At 64.2% G+C, this 24271-nt stretch carries 23 protein-coding genes; 11 read left to right on the top strand and 12 right to left on the bottom strand.

Annotated features, from left to right (window positions below; translation table 11 throughout):
- The first annotated feature begins 20 nt into the window (after positions 1-20).
- Complete coding sequence (locus JV551A3_RS12485; RefSeq protein ID WP_133971513.1) at positions 21-1445, top strand: aminotransferase-like domain-containing protein; 1425 nt, start codon at positions 21-23, stop codon at positions 1443-1445.
- Positions 1446-1788: 343 nt separating this feature from the next.
- On the opposite strand, the gene JV551A3_RS12480 is transcribed toward JV551A3_RS12485, so the two are convergent.
- The 3 genes from JV551A3_RS12480 to JV551A3_RS12470 are packed head-to-tail and all read right to left on the bottom strand — an operon-like array spanning position 1789 to position 5387.
- Positions 1789-2811 (bottom strand): histone deacetylase family protein, encoded by a 1023-nt coding sequence (locus JV551A3_RS12480; RefSeq protein WP_133971511.1) that lies wholly within the window; start codon positions 2809-2811, stop codon positions 1789-1791.
- A complete protein-coding gene (locus tag JV551A3_RS12475; RefSeq protein WP_133971509.1) occupies positions 2811-4052 on the bottom strand; it encodes a Zn-dependent hydrolase in 1242 nt (413 codons plus the stop codon). Before JV551A3_RS12475 ends, JV551A3_RS12480 begins: the two co-directional genes overlap by 1 nt.
- Before the next feature lie 30 nt (positions 4053-4082).
- Entirely contained in the window at positions 4083-5387 is a 1305-nt protein-coding gene (locus tag JV551A3_RS12470; RefSeq protein ID WP_133971507.1) for an MFS transporter, read from the bottom strand.
- Between the two features lie 292 nt (positions 5388-5679).
- Here JV551A3_RS12470 and JV551A3_RS12465 point away from each other — a divergent pair, with 292 nt between their 5' ends.
- A complete protein-coding gene (locus JV551A3_RS12465) occupies positions 5680-6585 on the top strand; it encodes a LysR family transcriptional regulator (protein ID WP_133971505.1) in 906 nt (301 codons plus the stop codon).
- A gap of 90 nt (positions 6586-6675) precedes the next feature.
- Entirely contained in the window at positions 6676-7068 is a 393-nt protein-coding gene (locus JV551A3_RS12460; RefSeq protein ID WP_133971503.1) for a hypothetical protein, read from the top strand.
- Between the two features lie 409 nt (positions 7069-7477).
- Here the strand turns inward: JV551A3_RS12460 and JV551A3_RS12455 are convergent, their stop codons facing one another.
- Together JV551A3_RS12455 and JV551A3_RS12450 are read right to left on the bottom strand one after the other, a co-directional pair.
- On the bottom strand, positions 7478-8584 hold the full coding sequence (locus JV551A3_RS12455; RefSeq protein WP_133971501.1) for an alkene reductase: 1107 nt from the start codon (positions 8582-8584) through the stop codon (positions 7478-7480).
- Positions 8585-8614: 30 nt separating this feature from the next.
- A complete protein-coding gene (locus JV551A3_RS12450; RefSeq protein ID WP_046614019.1) occupies positions 8615-9808 on the bottom strand; it encodes an MFS transporter in 1194 nt (397 codons plus the stop codon).
- Between the two features lie 379 nt (positions 9809-10187).
- Between JV551A3_RS12450 and JV551A3_RS12440 the strand changes: the two genes are divergently transcribed.
- The 5 genes from JV551A3_RS12440 to JV551A3_RS12420 all read left to right on the top strand — a co-directional run bounded on the left by JV551A3_RS12440 (position 10188) and on the right by JV551A3_RS12420 (position 14882).
- Positions 10188-11111: a LysR family transcriptional regulator gene (locus JV551A3_RS12440; protein ID WP_133971497.1), complete on the top strand. Its 924-nt coding sequence runs from the start codon at positions 10188-10190 to the stop codon at positions 11109-11111.
- Positions 11112-11197: 86 nt separating this feature from the next.
- Positions 11198-11995 (top strand): SDR family NAD(P)-dependent oxidoreductase, encoded by a 798-nt coding sequence (locus JV551A3_RS12435; protein ID WP_133971495.1) that lies wholly within the window; start codon positions 11198-11200, stop codon positions 11993-11995.
- Between the two features lie 217 nt (positions 11996-12212).
- Positions 12213-13199 (top strand): zinc-binding dehydrogenase, encoded by a 987-nt coding sequence (locus tag JV551A3_RS12430; RefSeq protein WP_133971493.1) that lies wholly within the window; start codon positions 12213-12215, stop codon positions 13197-13199.
- Between the two features lie 106 nt (positions 13200-13305).
- Positions 13306-13848, top strand: coding sequence for a WYL domain-containing protein (locus tag JV551A3_RS12425; RefSeq protein WP_133971490.1), 543 nt, complete (start codon positions 13306-13308; stop codon positions 13846-13848).
- A gap of 98 nt (positions 13849-13946) precedes the next feature.
- A complete protein-coding gene (locus JV551A3_RS12420; RefSeq protein ID WP_133978738.1) occupies positions 13947-14882 on the top strand; it encodes a cyclase family protein in 936 nt (311 codons plus the stop codon).
- A gap of 138 nt (positions 14883-15020) precedes the next feature.
- Here JV551A3_RS12420 and JV551A3_RS12415 read toward each other — a convergent pair whose 3' ends face one another.
- The 3 genes from JV551A3_RS12415 to JV551A3_RS12405 are packed head-to-tail and all read right to left on the bottom strand — an operon-like array spanning position 15021 to position 17329.
- Positions 15021-15797 (bottom strand): SDR family oxidoreductase, encoded by a 777-nt coding sequence (locus tag JV551A3_RS12415; RefSeq protein ID WP_133978737.1) that lies wholly within the window; start codon positions 15795-15797, stop codon positions 15021-15023.
- Between the two features lie 33 nt (positions 15798-15830).
- Positions 15831-16145 carry an NIPSNAP family protein gene (locus tag JV551A3_RS12410; RefSeq protein ID WP_013972037.1) on the bottom strand — a complete coding sequence of 105 codons (315 nt, stop codon included), beginning with the start codon at positions 16143-16145 and terminating at the stop codon, positions 15831-15833.
- A 20-nt stretch (positions 16146-16165) separates the two neighbouring features.
- Positions 16166-17329, bottom strand: coding sequence for an iron-containing alcohol dehydrogenase (locus JV551A3_RS12405; RefSeq protein ID WP_133971484.1), 1164 nt, complete (start codon positions 17327-17329; stop codon positions 16166-16168).
- Between the two features lie 266 nt (positions 17330-17595).
- Between JV551A3_RS12405 and JV551A3_RS12400 the strand changes: the two genes are divergently transcribed.
- Complete coding sequence (locus JV551A3_RS12400; RefSeq protein WP_013972035.1) at positions 17596-18900, top strand: MFS transporter; 1305 nt, start codon at positions 17596-17598, stop codon at positions 18898-18900.
- 234 nt (positions 18901-19134) lie between these two features.
- On the opposite strand, the gene JV551A3_RS12390 is transcribed toward JV551A3_RS12400, so the two are convergent.
- Positions 19135-20055, bottom strand: a complete 921-nt coding sequence (locus tag JV551A3_RS12390) for a LysR family transcriptional regulator (protein ID WP_133971480.1) — start codon at positions 20053-20055, stop codon at positions 19135-19137.
- Positions 20056-20362: 307 nt separating this feature from the next.
- Between JV551A3_RS12390 and JV551A3_RS12385 the strand changes: the two genes are divergently transcribed.
- A complete protein-coding gene (locus JV551A3_RS12385) occupies positions 20363-20842 on the top strand; it encodes an REP-associated tyrosine transposase (protein ID WP_133971478.1) in 480 nt (159 codons plus the stop codon).
- 99 nt (positions 20843-20941) lie between these two features.
- Here the strand turns inward: JV551A3_RS12385 and JV551A3_RS12380 are convergent, their stop codons facing one another.
- The gene (locus JV551A3_RS12380; RefSeq protein ID WP_133971476.1) at positions 20942-21664 is read right to left on the bottom strand and encodes a hypothetical protein; all 723 of its coding nucleotides are present in this window, start codon (positions 21662-21664) and stop codon (positions 20942-20944) included.
- A 79-nt stretch (positions 21665-21743) separates the two neighbouring features.
- Entirely contained in the window at positions 21744-22046 is a 303-nt protein-coding gene (locus JV551A3_RS12375) for a DUF3077 domain-containing protein (RefSeq protein ID WP_133971474.1), read from the bottom strand.
- Between the two features lie 203 nt (positions 22047-22249).
- Between JV551A3_RS12375 and JV551A3_RS12370 the strand changes: the two genes are divergently transcribed.
- Entirely contained in the window at positions 22250-22873 is a 624-nt protein-coding gene (locus JV551A3_RS12370; RefSeq protein ID WP_133971472.1) for a glutathione S-transferase family protein, read from the top strand.
- A gap of 133 nt (positions 22874-23006) precedes the next feature.
- On the opposite strand, the gene JV551A3_RS12365 is transcribed toward JV551A3_RS12370, so the two are convergent.
- Complete coding sequence (locus tag JV551A3_RS12365) at positions 23007-24182, bottom strand: MFS transporter (RefSeq protein WP_133971470.1); 1176 nt, start codon at positions 24180-24182, stop codon at positions 23007-23009.
- Between the last annotated feature and the right edge of the window lie 89 nt (positions 24183-24271).

Below are 24271 nucleotides of genomic sequence, written 5' to 3'. Positions count from 1 at the left end.
ACGCACCCTGAAGGCCCCGAATGTTCGAATTACATCCAGACTCCTCGACCCCGCTGGTGAACCAGATCATCGACGGGCTGCGCGAGCTGATCGACAACCAGACCCTCAAGCCAGGCGCCAAGGTCCCCTCGATCCGCGCCTTTGCCGCGAGCTATTCGGTGAGCACCTTCACCGTGGTCGAGGCCTACGACCGTCTGGTCGCCCAGGGCCTGCTGGTGAGCCGGGGCAATGCGGGGTTCTTCGTCAACCGCGCGGCCGGCGAACTGCTCGACCCGCACAACGCCGAGGCCGATACCAGTCGACCAACGTTCAACTCCGAGTGGTACCTGCAGCAGATCTTCGAAATCCGCCAGTTGCCGTTCAAGCCGGGGTGCGGCTGGCTGCCCAACGACTGGATGTACGAAGACGGCCTGCGCCGTGGCTTGCGCCAGGTGGCCGGCAGCCCGCTGGAGCTGTCGGGCTATGGCGACCCCATGGGCCTGATGGAGCTGCGTGCCCTGACCGCACAGAACCTGCAGCAGGAACTGTCGATCGTTGCCAACCCGGCGCAGCTGATGCTCACCCATGGCGCCAGCCAGGCCCTGGACCTGGCCGCGCGCACCCTGGTGCGCCCGGGCGATGTGGTGCTGGTGGACGACCCCGGCTACCCCAACCTGATGAGCATCCTGCGCACTCAGGGCGCGACCCTGGTCGGCGTGCCGCGCACGCCGGCCGGCTACGACCTGAACCAGCTGGAGCAGTTACTCACCCATCACCGCCCCACTGCGTTCTTCACCCAGCCGCACCTGCACAGCCCGACCTGCTCGCGCACCCCGCTGCCGCAGTTGCACCGCCTGTTGCAACTGGCCAGCCAGCACGGCTTCCGCCTGGTGGAGAACAACCTGTACGCCGACATGGTCGCCGAACCACAGCCGTGCCTGGCCAGCCTCGACCACCTGCAGCAGGTGGTGTATGTGGGCAGCTACTCCAAGAGCATTTCGCCCAATGTGCGGGTCGGCTACATGCTGGCCAACCCCGAGCTGATGCAGAAGTTGCTGCACCTGAAGATGCGCTCGGGCCTGACCACCTCGCAGGTGATGGAGCGCGTGGTGTATGCCGCGATCATCGACGGGCGCTGGCGCAAGCACCTCAAGCGCCTGCGCCAGCGTTTGGCCGAGGCGCACCAGGAAGTTGGCCGGCACCTGCATCGGTTGGGCTTCGAGCTGTTCACCGAGTCGGATGAAGGAATGTATATCTGGACCCGGCACCCGGCGATTCCAGACAGCGCCGCGTTGCTGGATGATGCGCTGGAGAAAGGCATCATGCTCGGGCCCGGGCAGTTGTTCATGGTCGATGCCAAGGCGACCGGGTGGATGCGGTTCAATGTGGCATTCAGTACCGAGCCGGCGATGTGGGAGTTGCTGGAGAAGGTGCTGGTGAAGCATGTGCGGCGGGGTGGGGTGTAACGGGCTGCGGGGTGTTCGCCATGACAGTTTCAGCGCCTGTGAGATCGAGCGCCGCCCGCGCGGCGCTTCGCAGCACAAGGCTGCTCCTACATCTGTTTCGGGCCAGTCACTCCTGTGAGGTCACCTCTGCCCGCCTTGTTTGTTCCATTCGATATCGAAGGTTGCTTTGCTGCTTTTCATCCATCTCCAGTCATGCACCAAGGCTGCAACCCACCAGGCACAGGAATAATTGGCCCGAAACAGATGTAGGAGCAGCCTTGTGCTGCGAAGCGCCGCGCGGGCGGCGCTCGATCTCATAGGCGCTGAAACTGTCATGGCAAGCACCTGTCAGCCCCGACACTACTTATCGCCATTCCGCCTTGCCAGCAAAAAACGCCTGCGCATTCGCCTCCAGGCTCTCCAGGTGATATCCCCCTTCCTGCACGATCAAGCACGGCAGGCGCAACGCCCGAATCCGCTCGCCCAATACTGCAAACCCTTCAGTCGTCACCGCTACCTTGCTCTGCGGGTCGAGCTCATAGATATCGAACCCCAGCGACAACACCAGCACCTCGGCGCCAAAGTCCTTAACCGCCGCCAGCGCGATCTCCAGCTGGCTCATGAAGTCCGCTTCGCTAGCCCCATGCGCCATCGGCAAGTTCAGGTTGTACCCCTCCCCCACACCGCTGCCACGCTCGTCCGCGAACCCGGCCACACCCGGGTAGAAGTTGGTGGGGTCGCCGTGCACCGACACATACAGCACATCCCGACGGTCGTAGAAGATCTCCTGAATCCCTTGCCCATGGTGCATGTCGGTATCGAGGATGGCCACGCGGCTGTAGCGGCTGCGCAAGGCCTGCGCGGCGACAGCGGCGTTGTTGATGTAGCAGAAACCGCCCGCCGCATCGAACCGCGCATGGTGCCCCGGTGGCCGGCACAAGGCATAGGCCGCCGGCTCGCCGTCGAGAATGGCCTTGGCACCGGCCACCGCGCTTTGCGCAGACCAATAGGCCGAGCGCCAGGTGTTTTCGCCCACAGGGCAGCTGCCATCAGCCAGGTAACGCCCGGCCTGGGCGAGGATGCCGCGCAGGGCGTTGGGTTCACGCACGAAGATGTTGGACATGACTTCGTCGCCCCAGTCCTCGGGCACTTCCTTCCAGCGCACATGGGCCTCTTCGAGGAAGGCCAGGTAGGCCTCGCCATGCACAGCTTTGAGCGGTTCGAGGCCGGCGTCCTCAGGCTGGCGGATGTCAAAGCCCAAATCCTTGGCGGCCTGCAGCAGGCGCTGGGCGCGTTCGGGGACTTCCTGCGGGGTGCGCATGGCGCCGCGCGAGTAGTAGCTGCGCGGGTGGTGCAGCAGCTGTTCGGGGTGGAAGTAGCAACGCATCAGGCTTCTCCTTGTTCGACTTGTTCGGCGCGGGCCAGCACGGCGTTGAGCAGTACGTCGACGCCTTGGCGGGCATCCTCGGGCAACACGTCTTCGGCTTCGTTGTGGCTCAGGCCGCCGACGCAGGGGATGAACACCATCGCTGTCGGGCAGTAGCGGGCCAGCAGGATGGCGTCGTGGCCGGCGCCGCTGACGATGGACTGCTGGGCATAACCGAGACCGTCCACCGCCTGCTGCACGGCGGCTACACAATCGGCATCGAATGGCGTGGCCGGGCTGACCCAGTGGCGCTCGATACGCACCTGCAGCCCGCGCTGATCGGCGATGGCTTGCAGCTTCAACGTCAGGTCACGCTCCATCGCCTCGATGGCTTCATCCCGGTGATGACGCAAGTCGACGGTGAACTGCAGCAGCCCCGGAATGGTGTTGCGCGAAGACTTGGCGATGGACAGTTCACCCACCGTGGTCAGGCCTTCAGGGGCAAAATCGGCAGCCAGTTGCTCGACCGCCTGGATCATCCGTGCCGCACCGTAAAGGGCATCCTTGCGCAGCGGCATCGGCGTGGTACCGGCATGCGCGGCCATGCCTTCGACCCTGACATCCAGCCATCGGATGGCCTGCCCGCCGCTGACCACGCCGATGGCCTTGGCGTTGTCTTCAAGGATCGGACCTTGCTCGATATGCGCCTCGAAATAGGCATCGACCGGGCCGCCCAGCGGGCGTTGGCCGGCGTAACCGGTGCGTCGCAGTTCGTCAGCGACGCTGATGCCATCGGCGTCGCGAATGGCCAGCGCTTCGTCCAGTGCCAGGGTACCGGTGAACACCGCCGATCCGAACATGGCCGGGGTGAAGCGGGCGCCCTCCTCGTTCGTCCAGACAGCTATTTCCAGCGGTTTGCGGGTGTGAATGTTCAGGTCGTTGAGGCGGCGCACCACCTCCAGCCCGGCCAACACGCCATAGACGCCATCGAAACGGCCGCCCTCAGGTTGGGTGTCCAGGTGGCTGCCCATCATCACCGGCGCTGCATCGGGGTCGCTGCCAGCGCGGCGGGCGAACAGGTTGCCGATGGCATCCACAGTCAGCATCAGCCCGGCTTCGCGGCACCAATGGCTGAACAGTTCCCGGCCTGCCTTGTCCTCGTCGCTCAGCGCCAGGCGGCAGCTACCGCCACGGGCGGTGGCGCCGATTTCGGCCATGGCCATCAGGCTCGCCCACAGGCGTTCGCCATTGCATTTCAACATGTGCGGGTACTCCAGAAAAAAGCGGTTCGATCAGGCCAGTTCCAGGCGCTGGCTGCGGGCGTACTGGCGTGCCAGGGCGAGCACGCACACCAGCGAAATGGTTGCGATCAGGGTGTAGAACACCGCCATCGGCCACCATTGGCCGGTGAAGGTGTGGGCCAACCAGGTACCGATCAGCGGGGTCAGGCCGCCCGCGATGGCGCCACAGATCTGGTAGGCCAGGGAGATGGCGGTGTAGCGCACGCGGGTGTCGAACATGCCGCTGACATAGCCAGCGATCACTGCGTAGAAAGACGCCATGCACGCGGCGGCCAGGGCGATGCCGAGCACGATCAACGGGCCCTGGCCCGAGCTGACCAGCACGAACATCGGGTAGGGCGAGGCCATCGCCAGCAGCGCGACCAGGGCCAGGAAGCGGGTGGCGCCGAGCTTTTCCGACAGCCACGCGGCCAACGGCTGCACGCAGAACTGGATGATTGCCACGAAGAACAGGCATTCGAGGATCAGCGAGCGCTCCAGATGCAACTGCTGAGTGGTGTAGCTGATCATGAACGTGTTGGTGAAGTAGACCCCGGCGATCCCCAGGGTATTGGCCCCGATGCACAGCAGCAGCGGGCGCCAGGCGGTGCGCAGCACTTCCAGTACCGGTGCCTGCTCCTTGCGCTGGGCTTTGGCCGCCTGCTCGCGGCTGGCAATGAACTCGGGCGACTCATTGACCCCCAGGCGAATCGCCAGGCCCACCAGCAGCAACAGCGCGCTGGCCAGAAACGGCACGCGCCAGCCCCAGCTCATCAGGTCTTCCTCCGGCAGGCGGGTGACCACGCCGAAGGCCAGCAACGATAGGATCAGGCCCGCCGGGCTGCCCAGCTGGGCGAACGAGGCGAAGAAGTTGCGCCGGCCCTTGGGTGCGTGTTCGCCGGCCATCAGTACCGCCCCGCCCCACTCGCCGCCAACGGCGATGCCCTGGATCACCCGCAGGATGATCAGCAGCACCGGTGCGGTGGCGCCGATCTGCGCGTAAGTTGGCAGCAGGCCGATGCACACGGTGACGATGCCCATCATCAGCAAGGTGATGACCAGCGACTTCTTGCGGCCGATACGGTCGCCCACGTGGCCGAAGACGATGCCACCCAGCGGCCGGGCGAAGAAGCCGACGGCGAAGGTGCCGAACGCGGCCATGGTGCTGAACAGGCTGTTGTCGGAGGGGAAGAACAGCGCGCCGAACACCAGGGCGGCGGCGGTGGCGTAGATGTAGAAGTCGTACCATTCGATCATGGTGCCGATGAACGCGGCGGCGGCGGCACGGCGTGGCTGGGCGGAAGCGGTGGGCTTCATGGGGGCTCCTTTGCTTGTTGTTCTGGCAGGAGTTGTCGGGGGCACGGTGGCGCTCTTGTGGCGCTTGGCCTGTTGGTCTGGTGTCAGCTTCTTCGCGGGTAAACCCGCTCCCACAGGTACTGCAGCGCTTGCAGGCCTTGTGCAATCCCTGTGGGAGCGGGTTTACCCGCGAAGAAGCCAGCACCGATGCAACAGGCCTCGATACCTGCGATTTATCGGCCCAGGGCTATGATTAGTCAATTTTCTATTTATTATTCGCAATATTAGCCTTGCTTATTATCGAGCCCCTGCCATGCCCGACCGTCTGCTCAACGACCGCCTCGACTGGAACCTGCTGCGTACCTTCCGGGTCATCGGCCAGGAGTTGTCCATCAGCCGTGCTGCCGCGCGCCTGCATCTCACCCAGCCCGCAGTGAGCCAGGCGCTCAAGCGCCTTGAAGAACAGCTTGGCCGCCAGCTCATCGCCCGCCGCGGGCCGCGCTTCGTGCTGACGGAAATGGGCGAGCAGCTGTTCCAGCTGGCCGGCGAGGTCTATGGACAGATGTCGCAGATCGGCGGCTTGCTGGAGCAGCCGGCGGACGAACTGGTGGGCAAGGTACGCCTGCTGATGATCAGCCGTATCGTCAACGAACGCTTCGACGACTTCCTCGCCGACTTCCACCGCCAGCACCCGCGGGTGGAGCTGGAGATCGACGTAATGCGCAGCTCCGACATCGTCGCCGCCCTGCAGGAAAAAACCGCAACGGCGGGCCTCAGCCTGAACCGGCGTGCGCAGCCACGCCTGGAGCAACGGTTGTTCCTGCGCCAGCGCTATGCGTTCTTCTGTGGCAAGCACCATGCCCTGTTCGGCCAGGTCGAAGGCGACCTGCAGCGGGAGAACTTCGTCAGCTTCACCAGTGACCAGATTGGCGGCATGCTGTCGCCACTGACCATTTTCCGCGACCAGCAAGGGTTTGCCGGGCGGATCGTGGCATCGTCACCCAGCCTTGAAGAAGTGCGCCGGCTAGTGATTGCCGGGTTTGGCATAGGCTGCCTGCCCGAGCATGTGGTGGCAGCGGATGTAGACGCCGGGTTGCTGTGGAAGCTGCCACCACAGGAAGGCATTGCCGATGTGGATATTCACCTGTTGTGGAACAGGGAGCAGCGCTTCAGCCGCGCCGAAGAGGTGTTTATCGAGGCATTGCAGCAGAGCCTATAGTGAACGCAGGGCGGGGTCGGCGAGCACTGGACACGATAGTGGCCAATTAGTAGCATCCAGACCAACTGAACATTATGGACAATCTCAGTCATGGATCGAGCTACCGGGGTCATTCGACGCCCCATTCATCACCCCATCCGCACTTTGATCACCTGGGAAGAAGCATGGAAGGGGCCCGACGAGGGCTTGATCCGCTGCTGGGAGATTGGCCGTGAGCGGGCCCTGGCCCAGCCAGAACTTGCCCGGCACTGCATCGATGGCGTACTTCCGGTGCTAGGTTGGAAAGGTGGCCATGATCGCGCATTGAAGAAACCGATGAAGTACGGTTCGTTCAAGTATCTGGCGCAGTGGCAGGGCCTTCGCGGCGAGGATTTGTTCATCGATACGCGAACAGAGCTCACCCTGACCTGTAAACACACCGGCATGCTGACAACGTTCACACCGGACCAGGAGAAATACGCCAACGCTGTGATGATGGAATAGAACAGTGAGTGGCGGCTTTACACAAACTTCAGTGCAGCCGGCTTTTTCACCAAGTAGTTTTACGCCCTACCTCGAAATTGCACGGTCACTGTGGGAGCGGGTTCAGCCGCGAAGCCGTCGACACGGTGGATGGCACCGGCGTTGCCGGTGTTCGCGGCTAAAGTTCCCACCTCGACCACACCGGCCTCAAGCCATGTGCAAATACCTGTAGGAGCGGCCTTGTGTCGCGATGGGGCGCGAAGCGGCCCCAGATTTTCAGCTTCGCAGCAAAGATTGCCGGGGCCGCTGCGCAGCCCATCGCGACACAAGGCCGCTCCTACAAGGGCCAGTGCTGGCTTGAAGAGATATCCAAGACAGTTGCTCCCACAAGTACAGCGTGAGCCCGCTCCTACAGAAGTAGAACCTGAAGTCAGGCTGTTGCCAGCGCCGGGTAGTCGGTCAGGCCATGGGCATCACCACCGAACAGCGTGGCTCGTTCGTGCTCCGCCAGTGGCGCATTCAGCTTCAGCCGCGCCGGCAGGTCCGGGTTGGCCACGAATGGTCGGCCGAAGCCGATCAGGTCAGCCCAGCCCTCCTCCAGCGCACGCCGTGCACGTTCGCCGGTGTATTTGCCGGCATACACCATCACCCCGGGGAACACCGAACGCAGCTGTTGCTTGAAGTCCACCGGCATGTCCGGCGCGTCGTCCCAGTCGGCTTCGGCAATATGCAGGTAGCCGATGCCGATTTCGCCCAGGCGCTTGGCCGCGGCGGTATAGATGGTAACCGGGTCGGCATCGACACAGCCATTGAGCGTGGTCAGCGGCGCCAGGCGTACGCCTACGCGCTGGGCGTCGCCGGTGCCTTCGACCAGCGCACGGGTTACCTGGTCGAGGAAACGCAGGCGGTTTTCCAGCGAACCGCCGTAGCGGTCGGTGCGGTCGTTGGCGCCGGAATCGAGGAACTGGTTGACCAGGTAACCGTTGGCCGCGTGCAATTCGACACCGTCAAAACCCGCCGCCATGGCATTGCGCGCAGCCTGGCGGTACTGCTCGATGATCTCGGCAATTTCCGCTTCGCTCAACGCACGTGGCTTGGAGGCCTGGACAAAGCCTGGCGTGCCGTCGGCATTGTCGATGAATACATTCACGCCTTCGGCCTGCATCGCCGAGGACGACACCGGGGCCTGGCCGCCGAGCAGGCTGCTGTGGCTGAGGCGGCCGACGTGCCAGAGCTGGGCGAAGATGCGCCCGCCTGCTGCATGTACCGCCTCGGTGACCAGGCGCCAGCCGTCGATCTGCGCCTGGGTGTGGATACCTGGGGTGCGGGCGTAACCCTTGCCCAATGGCGAGATCCAGGTGCCTTCACTGACAATCAGCCCGGCGCTGGCGCGTTGCGCGTAGTACTCGGCCATCAGTGCGGTCGGTACATCGCCAGGCTGGGCGGCACGGGAGCGGGTCATTGGCGGCATCAGCACGCGGTTGGGCAGGTTCAGGGCGCCGAATTGCAGGGGTTGGAACAGCGGATCTTGAGTCATTACGAGCATCTCCGTAGGTGGAATCAGCGGTCAGGCGCGGCTGACGACAGGTTGTGGCTGGGCAGGTACGCGGCGGTCGAGGCGGCCGCTGTACAGGGTCAGGGCCAGGGCACCGAGGGTGACCAGCGCGGCGATCCACGGGGTGTGGCCGAGGCCGAGCTGTTGCACCACCTGGGCACCGCCCCAGGAACCACCGGCAACACCCAGGTTGAAGGCGGCTATGTTGAAACCGGCAGCTACGTCGACTGCGTCGGGGGCGACCTTTTCCGCCTGCTGCACCACGTACACCTGCAGGCCCGGCACATTGCCAAAGGCCACCGCGCCCCAGGCCAGTACGGTGACTACCACCAGCACCGGATGCGGCGCGGTGAAGGTCAGCGCCAGCAGCACCACGGCCAGCAGCAGGAAGATGATCGACAGTGCCTTGACCGGGCCTTTGCGGTCGGCCAGGCGGCCGCCCCAGATGTTGCCCAGGGCAACCGAAACACCGTAGGCGAGCAGCACCAGGGCGACGCTGTTGGCGCCAAAGCCGGCGATGTCCTGCAGGATCGGGGCAAGGAAGGTGAAGGCGATCAGCGAGCCGCCGTAACCCACGGCAGTCATGGCATACACCAGCAGCAGGCGCGGTTGCAGCATTACCCGCAGTTGGCGCAGCAGCGGTGCCGGCTGGCTGTGCTGGATGCGCTTGGGCACGAACAGCAGCGCGCCGAGCAGCGCCACCAGGCCGAAGGCAGCCACCACCAGGAAGGTCACGCGCCAGCCGAAATGCTGGCCGATGAAGGTACCCAGCGGGATACCGGTGACAAAGGCCACGGTCATGCCACTGAACATGGTGGCGATGGCGCTGGCGGCTTTTTCTTTCGGCACCAGGCTGGTGGCGATGATCGAGCCGACCGAGAAGAACACCCCATGGGCCAGGCCGGTGAGGATGCGCGCCATGATCAGCGATTCGTAACTGGGCGCCTGCCAGGCCACCAGGTTACCGGCGGTGAACAGTGCCATCAGGCCGACCAGCAACAGCTTGCGCGGCACGCGGCCGGTCATGGCGGTGAGCAGCGGCGCGCCGATGGCGACGCTGAGGGCGTAAAGGCTGACCAGCAGGCCGGCCGAAGGCAGGGTAACTGCCAGGTCATTGGCGATGGTCGGGATGAGGCCGACGATCACGAACTCCGTTGTGCCGATGGCGAAGGCCGCCAGGGTCAGGGCTAACAAGGCGAGAGGCATTTGAGAATCACCTGTGGAAGGTTGGGATGGGTGAATTCTCGGGGGACGTGGGGATGGGAAAAAGGTAGGGGCGGGACAATGAGTTTTGACTTGAAGGCAAAGGTTATCCAGAAGCTATTGCGGGCAGGTCAACTTCAATGCTCCAGCCAGCGCGGTTGGTTGTAGGAGCGGCCTTGTGTCGCGAAAGGGCTGCAAAGCAGCCCCAGGTGTTCAGCACAACTACAAATATTGCTGGGGCTGCTTTGCAGCCCTTTCGCGACACAAGGCCGCTCCCACAATTGACCCCGTTCATCAACCCGACGAAGTGAACGCATCCAAGGCTGGCCAGACTGAGACCTACCAAGTCATAATTGTTAACAGTTAAGTCCCTGGAGGTCTCATGCAAGATCTACGTCAGCTGCGCTACTTCGTGGCCGTCGCCGAATGCGAGAACGTCGGCCGAGCCGCCGAGCAGCTGCATATTTCCCAATCGCCCCTCAGCCGGCAGATCGCCCAGCTGGAGGACAACCTTGGCCTGGCGCTGTTCGAACGGCGCAATCAGCGCCTGTACCTGACCAGGGACGGGCGCACCTTCCTGGCCGAAGCGCGCGGCCTGCTCAAGCATGCCGAGCGCCTGGAATCGCTGGGCAAGCGCCTGGGCCGTGGCGAGGAAGGCGGGCTGTGCATCGGTTACGTCAACCACGCCATCCATGCCGGCGTGCTGCCGGGCGCGGTGCGGGCCATTCGTGCCGAGCGCCCGAACATTCACATTGCGCTGTACAACATGACCTCCAACGAACAGTTCGAGGGCCTGCGCCAGCGCAGCCTGGACATTGCTCTGGTTTGCGACCGGCCGCCAAAGGACGACCCCGACCTGCGCGGCCAGCCGGTGCTGGACGACCCGTTGCTGCTGGCCATCCCGGCCGCGCACCCACTGGCCAGCAAGGCCGAACTGGCCCCTGCCGACCTGCACGAGCAAGACTGGATCATCACCGGCGGCCAGCCAGACCAGGTCCACAAGCGCGACGATTTCATCGCCCGCTGTGGCGATGCCGGCTTCACCCCGCGCCTGTCGCTGGAGGCTACCGACCCGCTGAGCGTGCTTGGCCTGGTGTCCGCCGGGCTAGGCCTGGCAATGGTGCAGAGCAGCCTGTCGGCCAGCGCCGGGCCGACCGTGGTGCTGCGCCAGCTGGACTGGTTCCAGCCCAGCGAGCAGTTGTGGGCGGTCTGGCACCAGGTCGACCTGCGACCGATCGTGGGCATTTTCCGCGAGCAGGTGCTGGCATTGGCGGAACAAGGGGTTGATAAGTCCACCCAGGTCTGAACTCAGTCGAATTACGTCTTTTACAGTCTGACCGTGGTTCTCTAGCATGGCTCCCATCGATGCAACTCACCCACAGGAGCCATTCCATGAACATCGACCTCGGCGGACGCACCGCCATCATCAGCGGCTCGACCGGCGGTATTGGTCTGGCTATCGCCCGCGGCCTGGCCCGCGCCAACGCTGACGTAGTCATTGCCGGCCGCAGCCAGAAGTCGCTGGATGCCGCCCTGGCCGAACTGCGCGAGCAAGGTGGCAGTGGGCAGATCCACGGTGTGGTCGCCGACCTGGGGACTGCCGCGGGTGCCGAAACCCTGTTCGCCGCCCACCCACGGGCCGACATCCTGGTCAACAACCTGGGTATCTACGACGACGTCGACTTCTTCGATGTGGCCGACAGCGAGTGGACGCGCTTCTACGACACCAACGTGCTGAGCGGCGTGCGCCTGGCCCGCCACTATGCCCCGGGCATGGTCGAGAAAGGTTGGGGGCGGATCCTGTTCATCTCCTCGGAATCGGGCATCGCCATCCCTGCCGACATGATCAACTACGGCGTGACCAAGGCTGCCAACCTGGCGGTATCGCATGGTCTGGCCAAGCGCCTGGCCGGCACCGGGGTAACCGTGAACGCAGTGCTGCCTGGCCCGACCCTGACCGACGGCGTGGCCGCCCTGGTGGCTGATGCAGCCCAGGCGTCCGGGCGCAGCATTCGTGAAGAAGCCGACAACTTCGTGCGGACTGCGCGGCCAAGCTCGATCATCCAGCGCGCCGCCGATGTCGACGAAGTTGCCCACCTGGCGGTGTACCTCGCCTCCCCTTACTCCTCCGCCACTACCGGTGCAGCGCTGCGGGTCGATGGTGGTGTAGTCGACAGCCTGGCTATCTGAGTTAAACCTGGGGGCTGCTCTGCAGCCCATCGCGACACAAGGCCGCTCCTACAGGGGAAACCATTCTCCTGTGGGAGCGGCCTTGTGTCGCGATGGGCCGCAAAGCGGCCCCAGACTTTTGCTCTGAAATCAAAACACCTTGCCCTCACCGCACCTGTTTCCCTCCCTCGATCCCCGCTAGCCTGCCGCCCACACCCGTCTCGAAAGGACCCGCACCATGCCAACCGATCATCAAGCCTGGGCCTGGACCCCGAACGCCGGCCTCGACGGCCTGCAACTGCTGCGTAACCCCCTGCCACACCCTGGCCCCGGCGAGGTGCTGGTGGCCAACCGCGCCATTGCCCTCAACCCGGTGGACTGGAAGATCTGCGAGTGGGGCCACCCGGCCTGGCAGCAGGGCACGGTCCCGGGCGTAGATGGCGCCGGCGTGGTAGTCGCCCTTGGCGAAGGCGTCGACATGCCCTTGGGCAGCCGCGTTGCCTACCACCAATCGCTGGCGCGTGACGGCAGTTTTGCCGAGCACTGCCTGCTCGATGCAAGCCTGGTGATGCATGTCCCCAGCACGCTCAGCGACACCGCCGCGGCCGCCGTGCCCTGCCCCGCCCTGACCGCCTGGCAGGCCTTGGCCAAAATACCCGAGGGTGCCAGCCGCGACGTGCTGGTGATCGGCGCCGGTGGCGCGGTGGGCTTCTACCTCGCGCAACTGGCCGCGCAACGTGGCCTGCGCGTATGGGCCAGTGCCAGCCAACGCCACCATGCCACGCTCAAGGCCCTCGGTGTGAGCGGGGTGTTCGATTACCACGACGCTGACTGGCAGAACCAACTGCAGGCCGCTTTGGGCGAGCGCCCGCTGCATGCCCTGTTCGACACCGTCAGCGGCGCCCATGCAGGCAGCCTTGCCCACCTGCTCGGCTACAACGGCCACCTGGTGTGCATCCAGGACCGCCAGGAAACAGCGCCAACGCCCGCCTTCAGCACAGCGATCTCGCTGCATGAGGTGGCGCTCAACAGCATTCATGCCCACGGCCGGTTGGCAGATCGCCAAGCCCTGCGCGTGGCCGGTGAGCGACTGCTGCAGGCCGTCGCCGATGGTAGCCTGATCACGCCACAGCGCCGCGAGTTCGCCTTCTCGGCACTGCCACAGGCTCTACGGCAGCTGAAAGAGGGCCAAGGCTCAGGCAAATGGGTGACGCGCCTCGGCTGAACGCCGTGTGCCAAACTTGGATCCCATTCTGCTACAAGGTATGCTGGGCAATAGCTAAACGCCACCACCCAGGCGGGCTTCGTGCCTGCCTTCAAGGACGAGCCCTTTGCCCAGCAACCCTACCCGCCACACCATTGCTCGCCAGTGGCAGCTGCTCAAGCTGCTGCCCGGCCGCCACCCGGGGATGAGTTCCACCCAGTTGCAGGCCGCCCTGTCAGCCGTGGGCCATATCACCAGCAAACGCACCGTCGAGCGCGACCTGATCGAACTCGCAGCGCTGTTCCCGCTGCAGTGCAACAGCAAAGGCATGCCCTACGGCTGGTACTGGCAACCGGGCCTTGGCCCGGGCGAAGCGCAGCAGCTGCAGCCCGATGCGCTCACACCTCCGCAACACATCGAGTTGCACGCCTGGGTCGATGATGCGCTGGCCCGGCGCCTGAATGCGTCGCCACTGTCTGCAGATATGCAACTGACGCTGCTAGCGGACGGCGGCGCCACCTTGGTAGCGAGCGTCGACGACAACCGTGCGCTGATGGGCTGGCTGCTGTCCCAGGCCGGCTCGATCCGTGTGCAGGCGCCGCAGGCACTGCGCCAGGCCATGCTCGAGCAGTTGCGCCAGAGCCTGGCGCTGCACGAGGGTGGTTGTTGACCGGCAAGCAAAAGTCATTGTCCCCCGGGCCGCTTTTTCCCATAGGTGGCCTTGCGCAGAATCTGCTCCTGACAACGCCTCACTATCAGGAGTACCCGATGAAACGCTTCAAGCCCCTGTTGCTCGCCGTCGCCCTGGCGACCACTGCCCAGGCCACTCTGGCCGCCGACTGGCAGACCTCGCCCTACGGCAAGCAGGATGAAATCGGCGCCGCCAACCTGCTCACCCCCGAAGTGGTCAAGCAGGCGGTCGGCCTGGTCAAGACCGGCAAGACCTACCCGCTGGCCGTACCGGTGAGCAAAGACCTGCCAGCCTTCCGCCACCGCAGCTTCCACCTGTACAACATCCAGCCTGGCGAGCAGGCCGGCCAGACGCTGGGCCGTAACAAGTTCAGCTTCAACGATGAACTGGTCAACGGCTGGACCGGCGTCGGCACCCAGCTCAACGGCATCGGCCACATCGGTATCGACAACGTCTACTACAACGGCAACAAGGCCGCCGACTTCGTCACCGTCGAAGGCGTGACCAAGCTGGGCGTGGAAAAGGTACCGCCCATGGTCACCCGCGGCGTGGTGCTGGACATGACCGCTCATTACGGCAAGACCATCGTACCCGGTGGCACCTCGTTCACCGTCGACGACATCAAGGCTGTGCTGAAGAAAGAAGGCATTACCCTGCGCAAGGGTGACGTGGTGCTGTTCAACACCGGTTGGCTGGAACTGATCGGCAAGGACAACCAGCAATTCCTCGCCACCGAACCGGGCATCGACCTGCCGGCGGCCGAGTGGCTGGCGGACCAGGGCATTGTCGCCTTTGGTGGCGATACCTGGGCGTCGGAGGTGTACCCGAACCCGACCGGTGAAGAATTCCCGGTCAATCAGTTCATGCTGGCCAAGCGCGGCATCTACAACCTGGAGCTGATCGACACCCGCGCGCTGGTGAAGGACAAGGCGTTCGAGTTCCTGTTCGTGCTGGGCCAGCCGCTGTACAAGAGCTCGACCCAGGTGAACATCAACCCGGTGGCGATCTACTGACTATCCAAGCCATTGAGCACTGACCTGTAGGAGCAGCCTTGTGCTGCGAAGAGGCCGGCATGACTTACAGAAATCTGTTAGACATACCGGCCTCTTCGCAGCACAAGGCTGCTCCTACAAGGGTTAGCGTTCGAGCCGTTAGAAGGTGCCGGGGAACGCCCCGCCATCGATAAGCAGGTTCTGCCCGGTGATGTACCCGGCATGCGCACTGCACAAAAACGCGCAGTAAGCACCGAACTCATCGGCACTGCCAAAGCGCGCCGCCGGGATGGCCTTGCGCCGCGCCTGGGCGGTGGCTTCAACATCGCCACCTGCCGCCTTCAAGGTCTTCTGCAAACGCGCCGTGTCGAATGCCCCAGGCAGCAGGTTGTTCAGCGTCACGTTGCTGCCCGCCAAGCGCTGCTGACGGGCCAGGCCGGCGATGAAGCCGGTCAGGCCACTGCGTGCACCATTGGACAAGCCAAGAATATCGATCGGCGCCTTTACCGCGCCGGAGGTGATGTTCACCACCCGGCCGAACCCGCGCTTGGCCATGCCATCGACCACCGCCTTGATCAGCTCGATGGGGGTAAGCATGTTGGCGTCCAGTGCCTTCAGCCAGTCTTCGCGGCCCCAGTCGCGGAAGTCGCCCGGCGGCGGGCCGCCGGCATTGTTGACCAGGATATCCACCTGCGGGCAGGCTGCCAGCAGCGCCTGGCGCACTTCGGCGTCAGCGACATCACCGGCCACGGTGCGCACCTCGATGCCCGGGCAGGCCGCGCGCAACTCGGCGGCGGTCTGCTCCAGGGTGGCCTGGGTGCGGGCGTTGATGACCAGGTTGACGCCCTCTTTGCCCAGCGCCTCGGCGCAGCCTTTGCCCAGGCCCTGGCTGGCCGCGCAGACGATGGCCCAGCGGCCGGTGATACCTAGATCCATTGGGTTGCTCCTTGATGCAATGCAGTTACAGGGTCACTGGATCGGCGAAAACGCGGCAGGCATCAACAGCTTCGATTCCATCCGCACCAGCATCGGGAAGGCTACGGGGATGAAGCGCTCCAGCCAGTCCGCATCACGGTACAGGGCAGCGCGGCGCTCGATGCGGTCGTCAAGGCTCTCGTAGGCCCAGATGTGCACCACCTGGTTCAGTTCGCCAATCTCGGTGTACCACCAGCCCACCAGCTTGGCGTAGCGCGAGATCACCGGCAAGCCTTCCTTTTCGAAGTGCTCCAGGTATTGCTTCATCTTGCCGATGTGCAGGGTGTAGGTACGCATTTCATAGAACATGGTCGTGGCTCCGTTAAGGTTCAGAGGTTGCCGTGGTAGGCGTCGGTGATCAGGCGCTCGACATCACGCGCGGTGGTCAGGCGTGGGTTGACCAGCACATTGCCGCTGCGCATCGAGTCGCTGACCATCTGCGGCAGGAATTCCAGGTCCACGCCCAGTTCACGAATGGTGGCGGGGATGCCGATGGCCTGGTTCAGGGCCACCACCGCATCTACCGTGCGCGCCGCAGCCTGCGCCACGCCGAGCCCGGTCACATCGGCGCCAAGGGCAATGGCAATGTCGCGGAAGCGCTCCGGGCAGGCCGGCAGGTTGAACTTGATCACGTAAGGCAGCAGGGCAGCGTTGGCGATGCCATGGGGGATGTTGAACACCCCGCCGAAAGTGTGGGAAATGGCATGCACGTTGCCCAGCTTGGATTGCGAGAACGCCACCCCGGCCAGGAACGAGCCCAGCAGCATCTGCTCGCGGGCCGCCATATCGGTGCCGACGAAGTAGGTTTTTTCCAGGCTGCCGGCAATCATGCGAATGGCTTGCAGGGCCATGGCCTGGCTGATCGGGTTGGCCTGGCGCGACACATACGACTCGATGGCGTGGGTCAGGGCATCCATGCCGGTGGCGGCGGTGATGGCCGCAGGTAGCTTCAGCGTCAGTGCCGGGTCGAGGATGGCCAGGCGCGGGAACAGCCGCGGGCTGACGATCACCGTCTTGAACAGCGTGCGCTTGTTGGTGAACACGGTCGACGCCGTGCATTCGCTGCCAGTACCCGAGGTGGTCGGGATGGCGAAGATCGGCAGCGGTGGCAGGGTCAGTTTGTCGTAGCCCTCGTAGTCGAGGATGTTGCCAGGGTTGGTGGCCATCGCCGCCACGCCCTTGGCGGTGTCGATGCTGCTGCCGCCGCCCACGCCGATCACGGCGGTGCAGTTGCGCTCCTTCAGTAGCGCCACGGCAGCATCGAGCACGTCGGTGCTGGGGTTGGCTTCAACGGCGCTGAACAGCTGGTAGTCGATGCCCGCCTGCTCCAGCGAGGCGAAGAAACCGGCCAGGATGCCTGCGTCGATCAGGCCCTGGTCGGTGACCACAAGCAGGGTGCCGTCCACATACGGCTTGAGCAGCGCACCGGCCTGGTCGGCCAGGCCCGCGCCACATTTGGCAATGGTGGGGAAATGGAACTGGAATTGGCTCATGAGGGGTCCTCAGGCAACTGCGTTGTTCTTGTTGTGCCCACCGTGACGCTGGCGGGCCGTGCCGGGGCAATCTAGAGCGCGGGCCAGGGCCGCAGATAATGAAAAGAGCTGATCCGCCAATAACCGCTGCTTATCCCCTGCCTGGGTAATAAGCTGGCGTTATTGGCGGATCAGCTCTTTTCATTACCCGCACTGCTGGCAGCGCTCCAACAATCGGCCTGCGTAGTTGCTACGCCTCCCGATAATCACAACAACGAGCTCCTGCGATGAAGACCATCCCCTCCCCGGCCGACCTGGCGCTGCCCGCTGCGGCCCCGATGACCACGGTGCGCTGGCGCATCTTTCTGATCCTGTTGCTGCTGACCGCAATCAACTACATCGACCGCGCCTCGCTGTCGGTGGCGCTGCCGCTGATTGCCCCCGAGTTCAACCTGACGCCGGCCATGGAAGGGCTGATGCTCAGTGCGTTCTTCTGGTCGTATGCCTTGATGCAGATCCCTGGCGGCATGCTGCTGGACCGCTTCCACACCCGCGGCATCATTGGCGCGGCAACCGTGGCCTGGGGCCTGTTCCAGGCGCTGGGTGCGGCCTCGCACAACTGGCTGGTTCTGCTGCTGACGCGCATCGGCCTGGGCGTGGCCGAATCGCCGATCATGCCCGCCGGGGCCAAGCTCAATGGTGCCTGGCTGACGCCCAACGAACGTGGCCGTGGCGCGGTGCTGGTGGATGGCGGTGCGCCGCTGGGCAGCGCCCTGGGGGCGATCCTGATTTCCGGGTTGATTGCCTGGCTGGGCTCGTGGCGGTTGGCCTTCGTGGTGGCCGGGGTCGGCACCGTGCTGGCCGGCATCCTGGCGTGGAAGTACATCCGCAACCACCCCAGCGAGCACCCCGGGGTGAACGAGGCCGAACTGCGCCACATCACCGAAGGCAACGCCAGCGCCCATGCCGCGGCAGCCAAGGCCAGCCTGCCGCTGCGCGAGCTGCTCAAGGACCGTTCGATCTTTGCCATGTTCGCCGGCTACAGCTGCATCCTGGCGGTGTTCTACGGCCTGCTGACCTGGATGCCGAGCTACCTGCACAAGGCCCATGGCCTGAACATCTCGGCCATGGGCGGGGCGACCTTCCTGATCTTCATGTGCGGGTTTGTCGGCGAGTTGATCGGCGGCTGGATCGGTGACCGCTGGCGGGCCAGCGGTGCCTCGCCGAACCTGGTGATGCGCACCATGTTCAGCGGTTCGGCGCTGGTGGCGGCGCTGTGCATCCTGGCGGCAGCCTATGTGGGCGAAACCGTCGCGGTGATCAGCCTGCTGTGCGTGGCAATGTTCTTTATCCGCTGGTGCGGGATGTACTGGTGCCTGCCGGCGATCATTGGTGGGCCGTCGCGCACCGGCGTGCTGGGTGGCACCATGAACTTCTGCGGCAACATGGCCGGAGTGCTGGTGCCGATCGTGATCGGGCTGATCGTGCAGTTCACCGGGGATTACTTCTTCGCGCTGATTTTCTTCGTGGTGGCGGCGGTGTTGATTGCTGTGTTTTCCAGCTTGATCGATTACCGCGAGCGGCAGTTCTGAGATCGAGATTGCGAGGTTCCTGGGGGCTTTGGCCGCGAACACCGGCGTAGCCGGTGCCATCCACCGCGTCGCCTGCTTCGCGGGTGAACCCGCTCCCACAGGTACAGCGCAGGCTTCGGGCTCACGCTGTACCTGTGGGAGCGGCTTTAGCCGCGAACACCGGCGCAGCCGGTGCCATCCACCGCGTCGTATTCTTCGCGGGTGAACTCGCCCCCACAGGGGCCGCAACAGGGCTCAACCGGCCGTAAGCTCCTCCATCAGCAACCGCGCCGCCGGTGACAGCGGCGCTGCCACCCGGTGCACGATCCCGAACGGCTCGCTCAGCGCCCGCAACTGCACTGCCAGCGACACCAGCAACCCGCGCTGCTCGGCAAAGGCCGCCACCGCGCTGGGGATCACCGCCACCAGTGTCGGGTCATCTTCCAGCAACATGAAGGTGGCAAAGGTAGAGAAGGTTTCCAGCGGATAGCGTGGCACCTCCACCCCCGCCTCGCTCAACTCACGCTCCAGCGCCTGGCGCATGGGCATGTTGGCCGGGTAGACAACCCAGCGGTACTGGCTCAGGTCGCCAACTTCCAACGCCGCCGCCCCGGCCAGCGGGTGCTGCGGGTGCGCGACCACCGCCAACGGCTCGTGGGCCAGTTCGACAAAGGCATAGTCCGCCGCGTTACGGCCCAGCCCTGGCCGGCAGATGGCCAGGTCCAGGCGCCCTTCATCGAGCTGGGCCAGCAGGTTGGCACTGGTGTTCTCGGCAATCTCCACCGCCAGTTGCGGCTGCTTGCTGCGCAAACGCCCGAGGGCGCCGACCAGGGTCGGCATGGCACCCATGATGCTGCCTACCGCCAGCCGTCCTCCCTGGCCCTGGACGATGCCAAGCACCTCTTCCCGCAAATGCCCCAGGTCGCTGTGGATCAACCGCGCATATCGCACCACGCAACGACCTGCATCATTGGCCACCAGGCCGCTGGGCAGGCGCTGGAACAACGGCACACCCAACACCTCCTCCACCTCGCGCAAGGCCTTGGTGGCCCCGGGCTGGGAAATCGCCATGGCCTCCGCCGCCTTGTGCAGTGAGCCGCAGCGGTCCAGTTCGATGAGCAGGCGTAACTGACGCAGGCGCAGGCGGGAAAAAATGGAGTCCAGGGAAGGAATCATCGGGCAGGCTCGGCATGGTCTTGTAATGCCGAGCACTATAGAGGGTAGTCAACGGGTGATTGTTGAGTTCGCGGCAAATGACCTTTGCTCCAGAAACATATCCGCGTTGCCTGTAGGAGCAGCCTTGTGCTGCGAAGAGGCCGGTGCTGACGAAACAGATGTATCGCTCGTACCGGCCTCTTCGCAGCACAAGGCTGCTCCTACAAAGGCGTCCGGCTGAAAATCGAGGTAACGATCTGACAACATCGGTAGCGTCTGGAAGCTCTATTGTAGGTATCCCACTCGGAACGGATGCGAGGAACACCACATGGATCGTGCTGAGGCCAACCTGCTACGTCGGGGGCGTTTTTCAGAGCCTGGCAGGTTATACCTGCTGACCACTGTCACCCACACACGCAAGCCGCTGTTTGAGGACCTTCATACAGCTCGCCTGGTTATCAGGGAGCTGAGGCAGTCGGAGCAACTTGGCGCTTGCCGCTCACTTGCCTGGGTGCTGATGCCTGACCACTTGCATTGGCTGGTAGAGCTGCGTGCTGTCACATTGAGCAGCCTGATGCGGCAGTTCAAATCACGCTCTGGTACGGCATTGTGCAAGGCACGCATGAGCCCAGGCCAAGTCTGGCAACGCGGGTTTCATGACCGAGCGCTGCGCCAGGAAGATGATGTGCGCAAGGTAGCCCGGTACATCGTTGCCAACCCTCTGCGGGCTGGCCTGGTAGCAGAGATTGGCGATTATCCACACTGGGACGCAGTATGGCTCACTGGCAGCCTGCACGACTCCTTGTAGGTGCAGCCTTGTGCTGCGAAGAGGCCGGTACAGGCGATACACATGTTCAGTCAGTACCAGCCTCTTCGCAGCACAAGGCTGCTCCTACAGGTGAGGCGTTCAGCGTGGGTTGCGACGCGACAGGCAGGCATACCCCAGGCCCAGCACACTGGCCGCCAATACACCCAGCAGTACCATCAGCTCGCGGCTGTAGCGGGCCACCCAGGCCGGGAAACCGATGACCTCGCGGTACACCTGTATGTCGGCATTGCCATCGGCGTGACTGATGCTGACCCCGCCCTGGCGGATCTGCGAATAGTCCGCATCGAAATACACCCATACCTTGCATGCGCCACCCGGCTCGATGACCGGGATATCCGCTTGCATGGTGGAGGTTTCCAGGATGGTGTCATTGCCAGCTGCATCACGCACCTGCACCAGGCCCTTCGCCGGCAGGCGGATTTTTACCTGGCGCACCTGCGCATCACCGCTGTTGCGCAGCTCGATGAGCAGACCGGTGCGGTGGTCGACCAGCCCGGCCTCGAAGGGCTTGGCGAACAGTTGGGCATACGGTGCCTGGGCCGTTTCGATCAACCGCTCGACCTGATCGTGGCTCAGCCTGCCCTCGCTGATCGAGTTGATACGCCCCTGCAACTGCTCGTACTTGAGCTGTTCGCTGGCCTTGCTGATGCGCTCGCTGAACTGGCTGGGATAGGTGAGGTAGGCATAGGTCAGCGATGCCTCCAGGCGCGGGTTGCCCCTGAGCACCCCATAGGCGGCCAGCAGGACCACCAGGCCAAGCAGCACGGCTACGAGGAGTTTCCCCACCTTGTCCCAGCTCAATGCGAACTTCCTTCTGTCGTGATACAGACGATTCAAGCTGGCCAAGGGTGCCAAGTTCATGGTCCCCAGGCAAGCCTGACTAAGGCTCCTGCTCGCCTGCCCGCGCCTGGCGCAACTGCTGCAACTGGCCATCGATCAATGCCTTGGCCATGCCTGCCAGGTAGTACGTGGCTTGCATCATCGCCTTTCGGTCACTGGGCCGGTCGATGGCCTTGCGGGTGAGCTCGGTAATGCAGCCCATGATGCTCGAGGCCTCCATCAGCGCCGTGCGCATCGTCAGCTGAGCGTTCATCTGTACCAGTTCGGTACCGCCGTTGCCAAAACGGCTTGCTGCGCTCACGACATTGAGTTTGCTGTTTTCTTTCGGAGTGTCTTTGTCCATGTCCATGTCCATTCCTCGGGGTTACGAGCGTGCCGAGACTAGGGCCCTGCCTGCTCTGCCACAATAACCTTGGGGGTGGAAAGGCTTACTTTCGGAAATGGACTACAAGAACCCTACAAAGAGGATGCTCCGTCACCACTCAGGCTCTTGACCGGCAACCGGCAGTGACGGACGATCAATCTCCCCCCACAAGGATGAACACCATGCTACGGATACTGGGCAGAGCCTCCTCCATCAATGTTCGAAAAGTCCTGTGGGCGTGCGCCGAGTTCGAGGTCGCGTTCGAGCGCGAAGACTGGGGGGCAGGCTTCAAACCCACGGACAGCGCCGAATTCCTTGCGTTGAACCCCAACGCCATGATCCCGGTGATCCAGGATGGCGACTTCACCCTGTGGGAATCCAACAGCATCATCCGCTACCTGGCCACGCGCTATGGCGCCACCGCGTTCTACCCGGGCGAGGCGCAGGCGCGGGCCAGGATCGACCAGTGGATCGACTGGCAGGCCTCGGACCTCAACCGGTCCTGGAGCTACGCGTTCATGTCGCTGGTCAGGCACTCGCCCGCCCACCAGGACCCACAGGCCCTGGCCGCCGGCTGCGCGGACTGGGCGCGCTACATGCACATTCTTGACCGCCAGCTGGCAAAAACCGGGGCCTACGTGGCCGGCAGCCAGTTCACCCTGGCCGACATTCCCATTGGCCTGTCGGTCAACCGCTGGTTCGAAACGCCGTTCGATCACCCGCACCTGCCGGCCGTGCGCGATTATTACGAGCGACTCAGCGAACGCCCGGCCTATCACCTGCATGGCCGTAACGGTACGCCGTGATGGGCAAAACTGTGGGGCTGCCTTGCAGCCCATCGCGACACAAGGCCGCTCCCACAGGATGGCGCTCGCTTGACTTGTGGGAGCGGCCTTGCGTCGCGAAAGGGGCGCAAAGCGCCCCCAGGATCTCACGCCATTACACCGCTGCCCGATCCCCCATCACTACCGCCCGCACCCGCCAAGCGAACAGCAGCACCATCACCAGGCCCAAAGCCGCCATCGCCGCCCCCGCCAGGGAAACCGCCGAATACCCCAGCCCGGCATTGATCACCGCCCCACCCAGCGCCGCCCCAATCGCGTTACCCAGGTTGAACGCCCCGATGTTCACTGCCGACGCCAGGTTGGGCGCATCCTTGGCCGCCTCCATCACCCGCATCTGCAGCGGCGGCACCAGGGCAAAACTGGCAACGCCCCACACCAGGATCGCCAGCGCAGTCGGCAGCGACCAGTCCATCACCAGCGGCAACACCAGCAATACCGCAATCAGCACGGCCAGCGACAGCACCAGGGTACGGTCGATCGAGCGGTCCGCGGCCTTGCCACCCCACACGTTGCCCAAGGTCAGGCCGACACCGAACAACACCAGCATGGCCGTGACGAAGGTGGTGGACGCTGCCGCCTCGCTCTGCAGGATCGGCGCGATGTAGGTGAATACCGTGAACATCGCACTGGAGCCCACCACGGTCAGCAGCAACGCCGCCAGCACCGGCCCGCGGCCCAGCACGCGGATTTCGGCCATGGCCCCGCCACCCTTGGGCGACGGCACATTGGGCAGTGCGTACCAGAGGGTGGTCATTGCCACCAGGCCAAGCCCGGCGATGCCCCAGAATGCCGTGCGCCAGCCCAGCATTTCACCGAACCATGTCGCCAGCGGCACACCGCCGATGGTGGCCAGGGTCAACCCCATGAACATGGCGGCCACGGCCCCGGCGCGCTTCTCGGGCGGCACCACGCTGGCCGCGACGATCGAACCGATGCCGAAGAACGCACCGTGGTTCAGCGAGGTGACCACGCGGGCGACCAGCAGGCTGGCGTAGTCGCTGGCCAGGGCCGACATCAGGTTGCCGAGGGTGAAGATGGCCATCAGCCCGATCAGCAGGTAACGCCGGGGGATCTTCACCGTGGCCAGGGTCATCAGCGGTGCACCGATCAGCACACCGATCGCATAGGCGCTGACCAACAGCCCGGCTGCGGGGATAGAGACGCCAAGGTCGGTGGCGATGCTGGGCAACATGCCCATGGGGGCGAACTCGGTGACCCCGATGCCGAAGGCACCGATGGCGAGTGCGACAAGAGGTGGATTGATACGCATGGCAAGCTCCTTATCTGTGCTGCAAATGCTACGATCCGGAGCTGAACCGCACTAGACTGCATTTTTGCGAACCACCTTTGCTGAAGAGG

Source organism: Pseudomonas inefficax, assembly GCF_900277125.1.
Taxonomy (GTDB): domain Bacteria; phylum Pseudomonadota; class Gammaproteobacteria; order Pseudomonadales; family Pseudomonadaceae; genus Aquipseudomonas; species Aquipseudomonas inefficax.
This window is presented reverse-complemented; position numbering and strand designations above follow the sequence as displayed.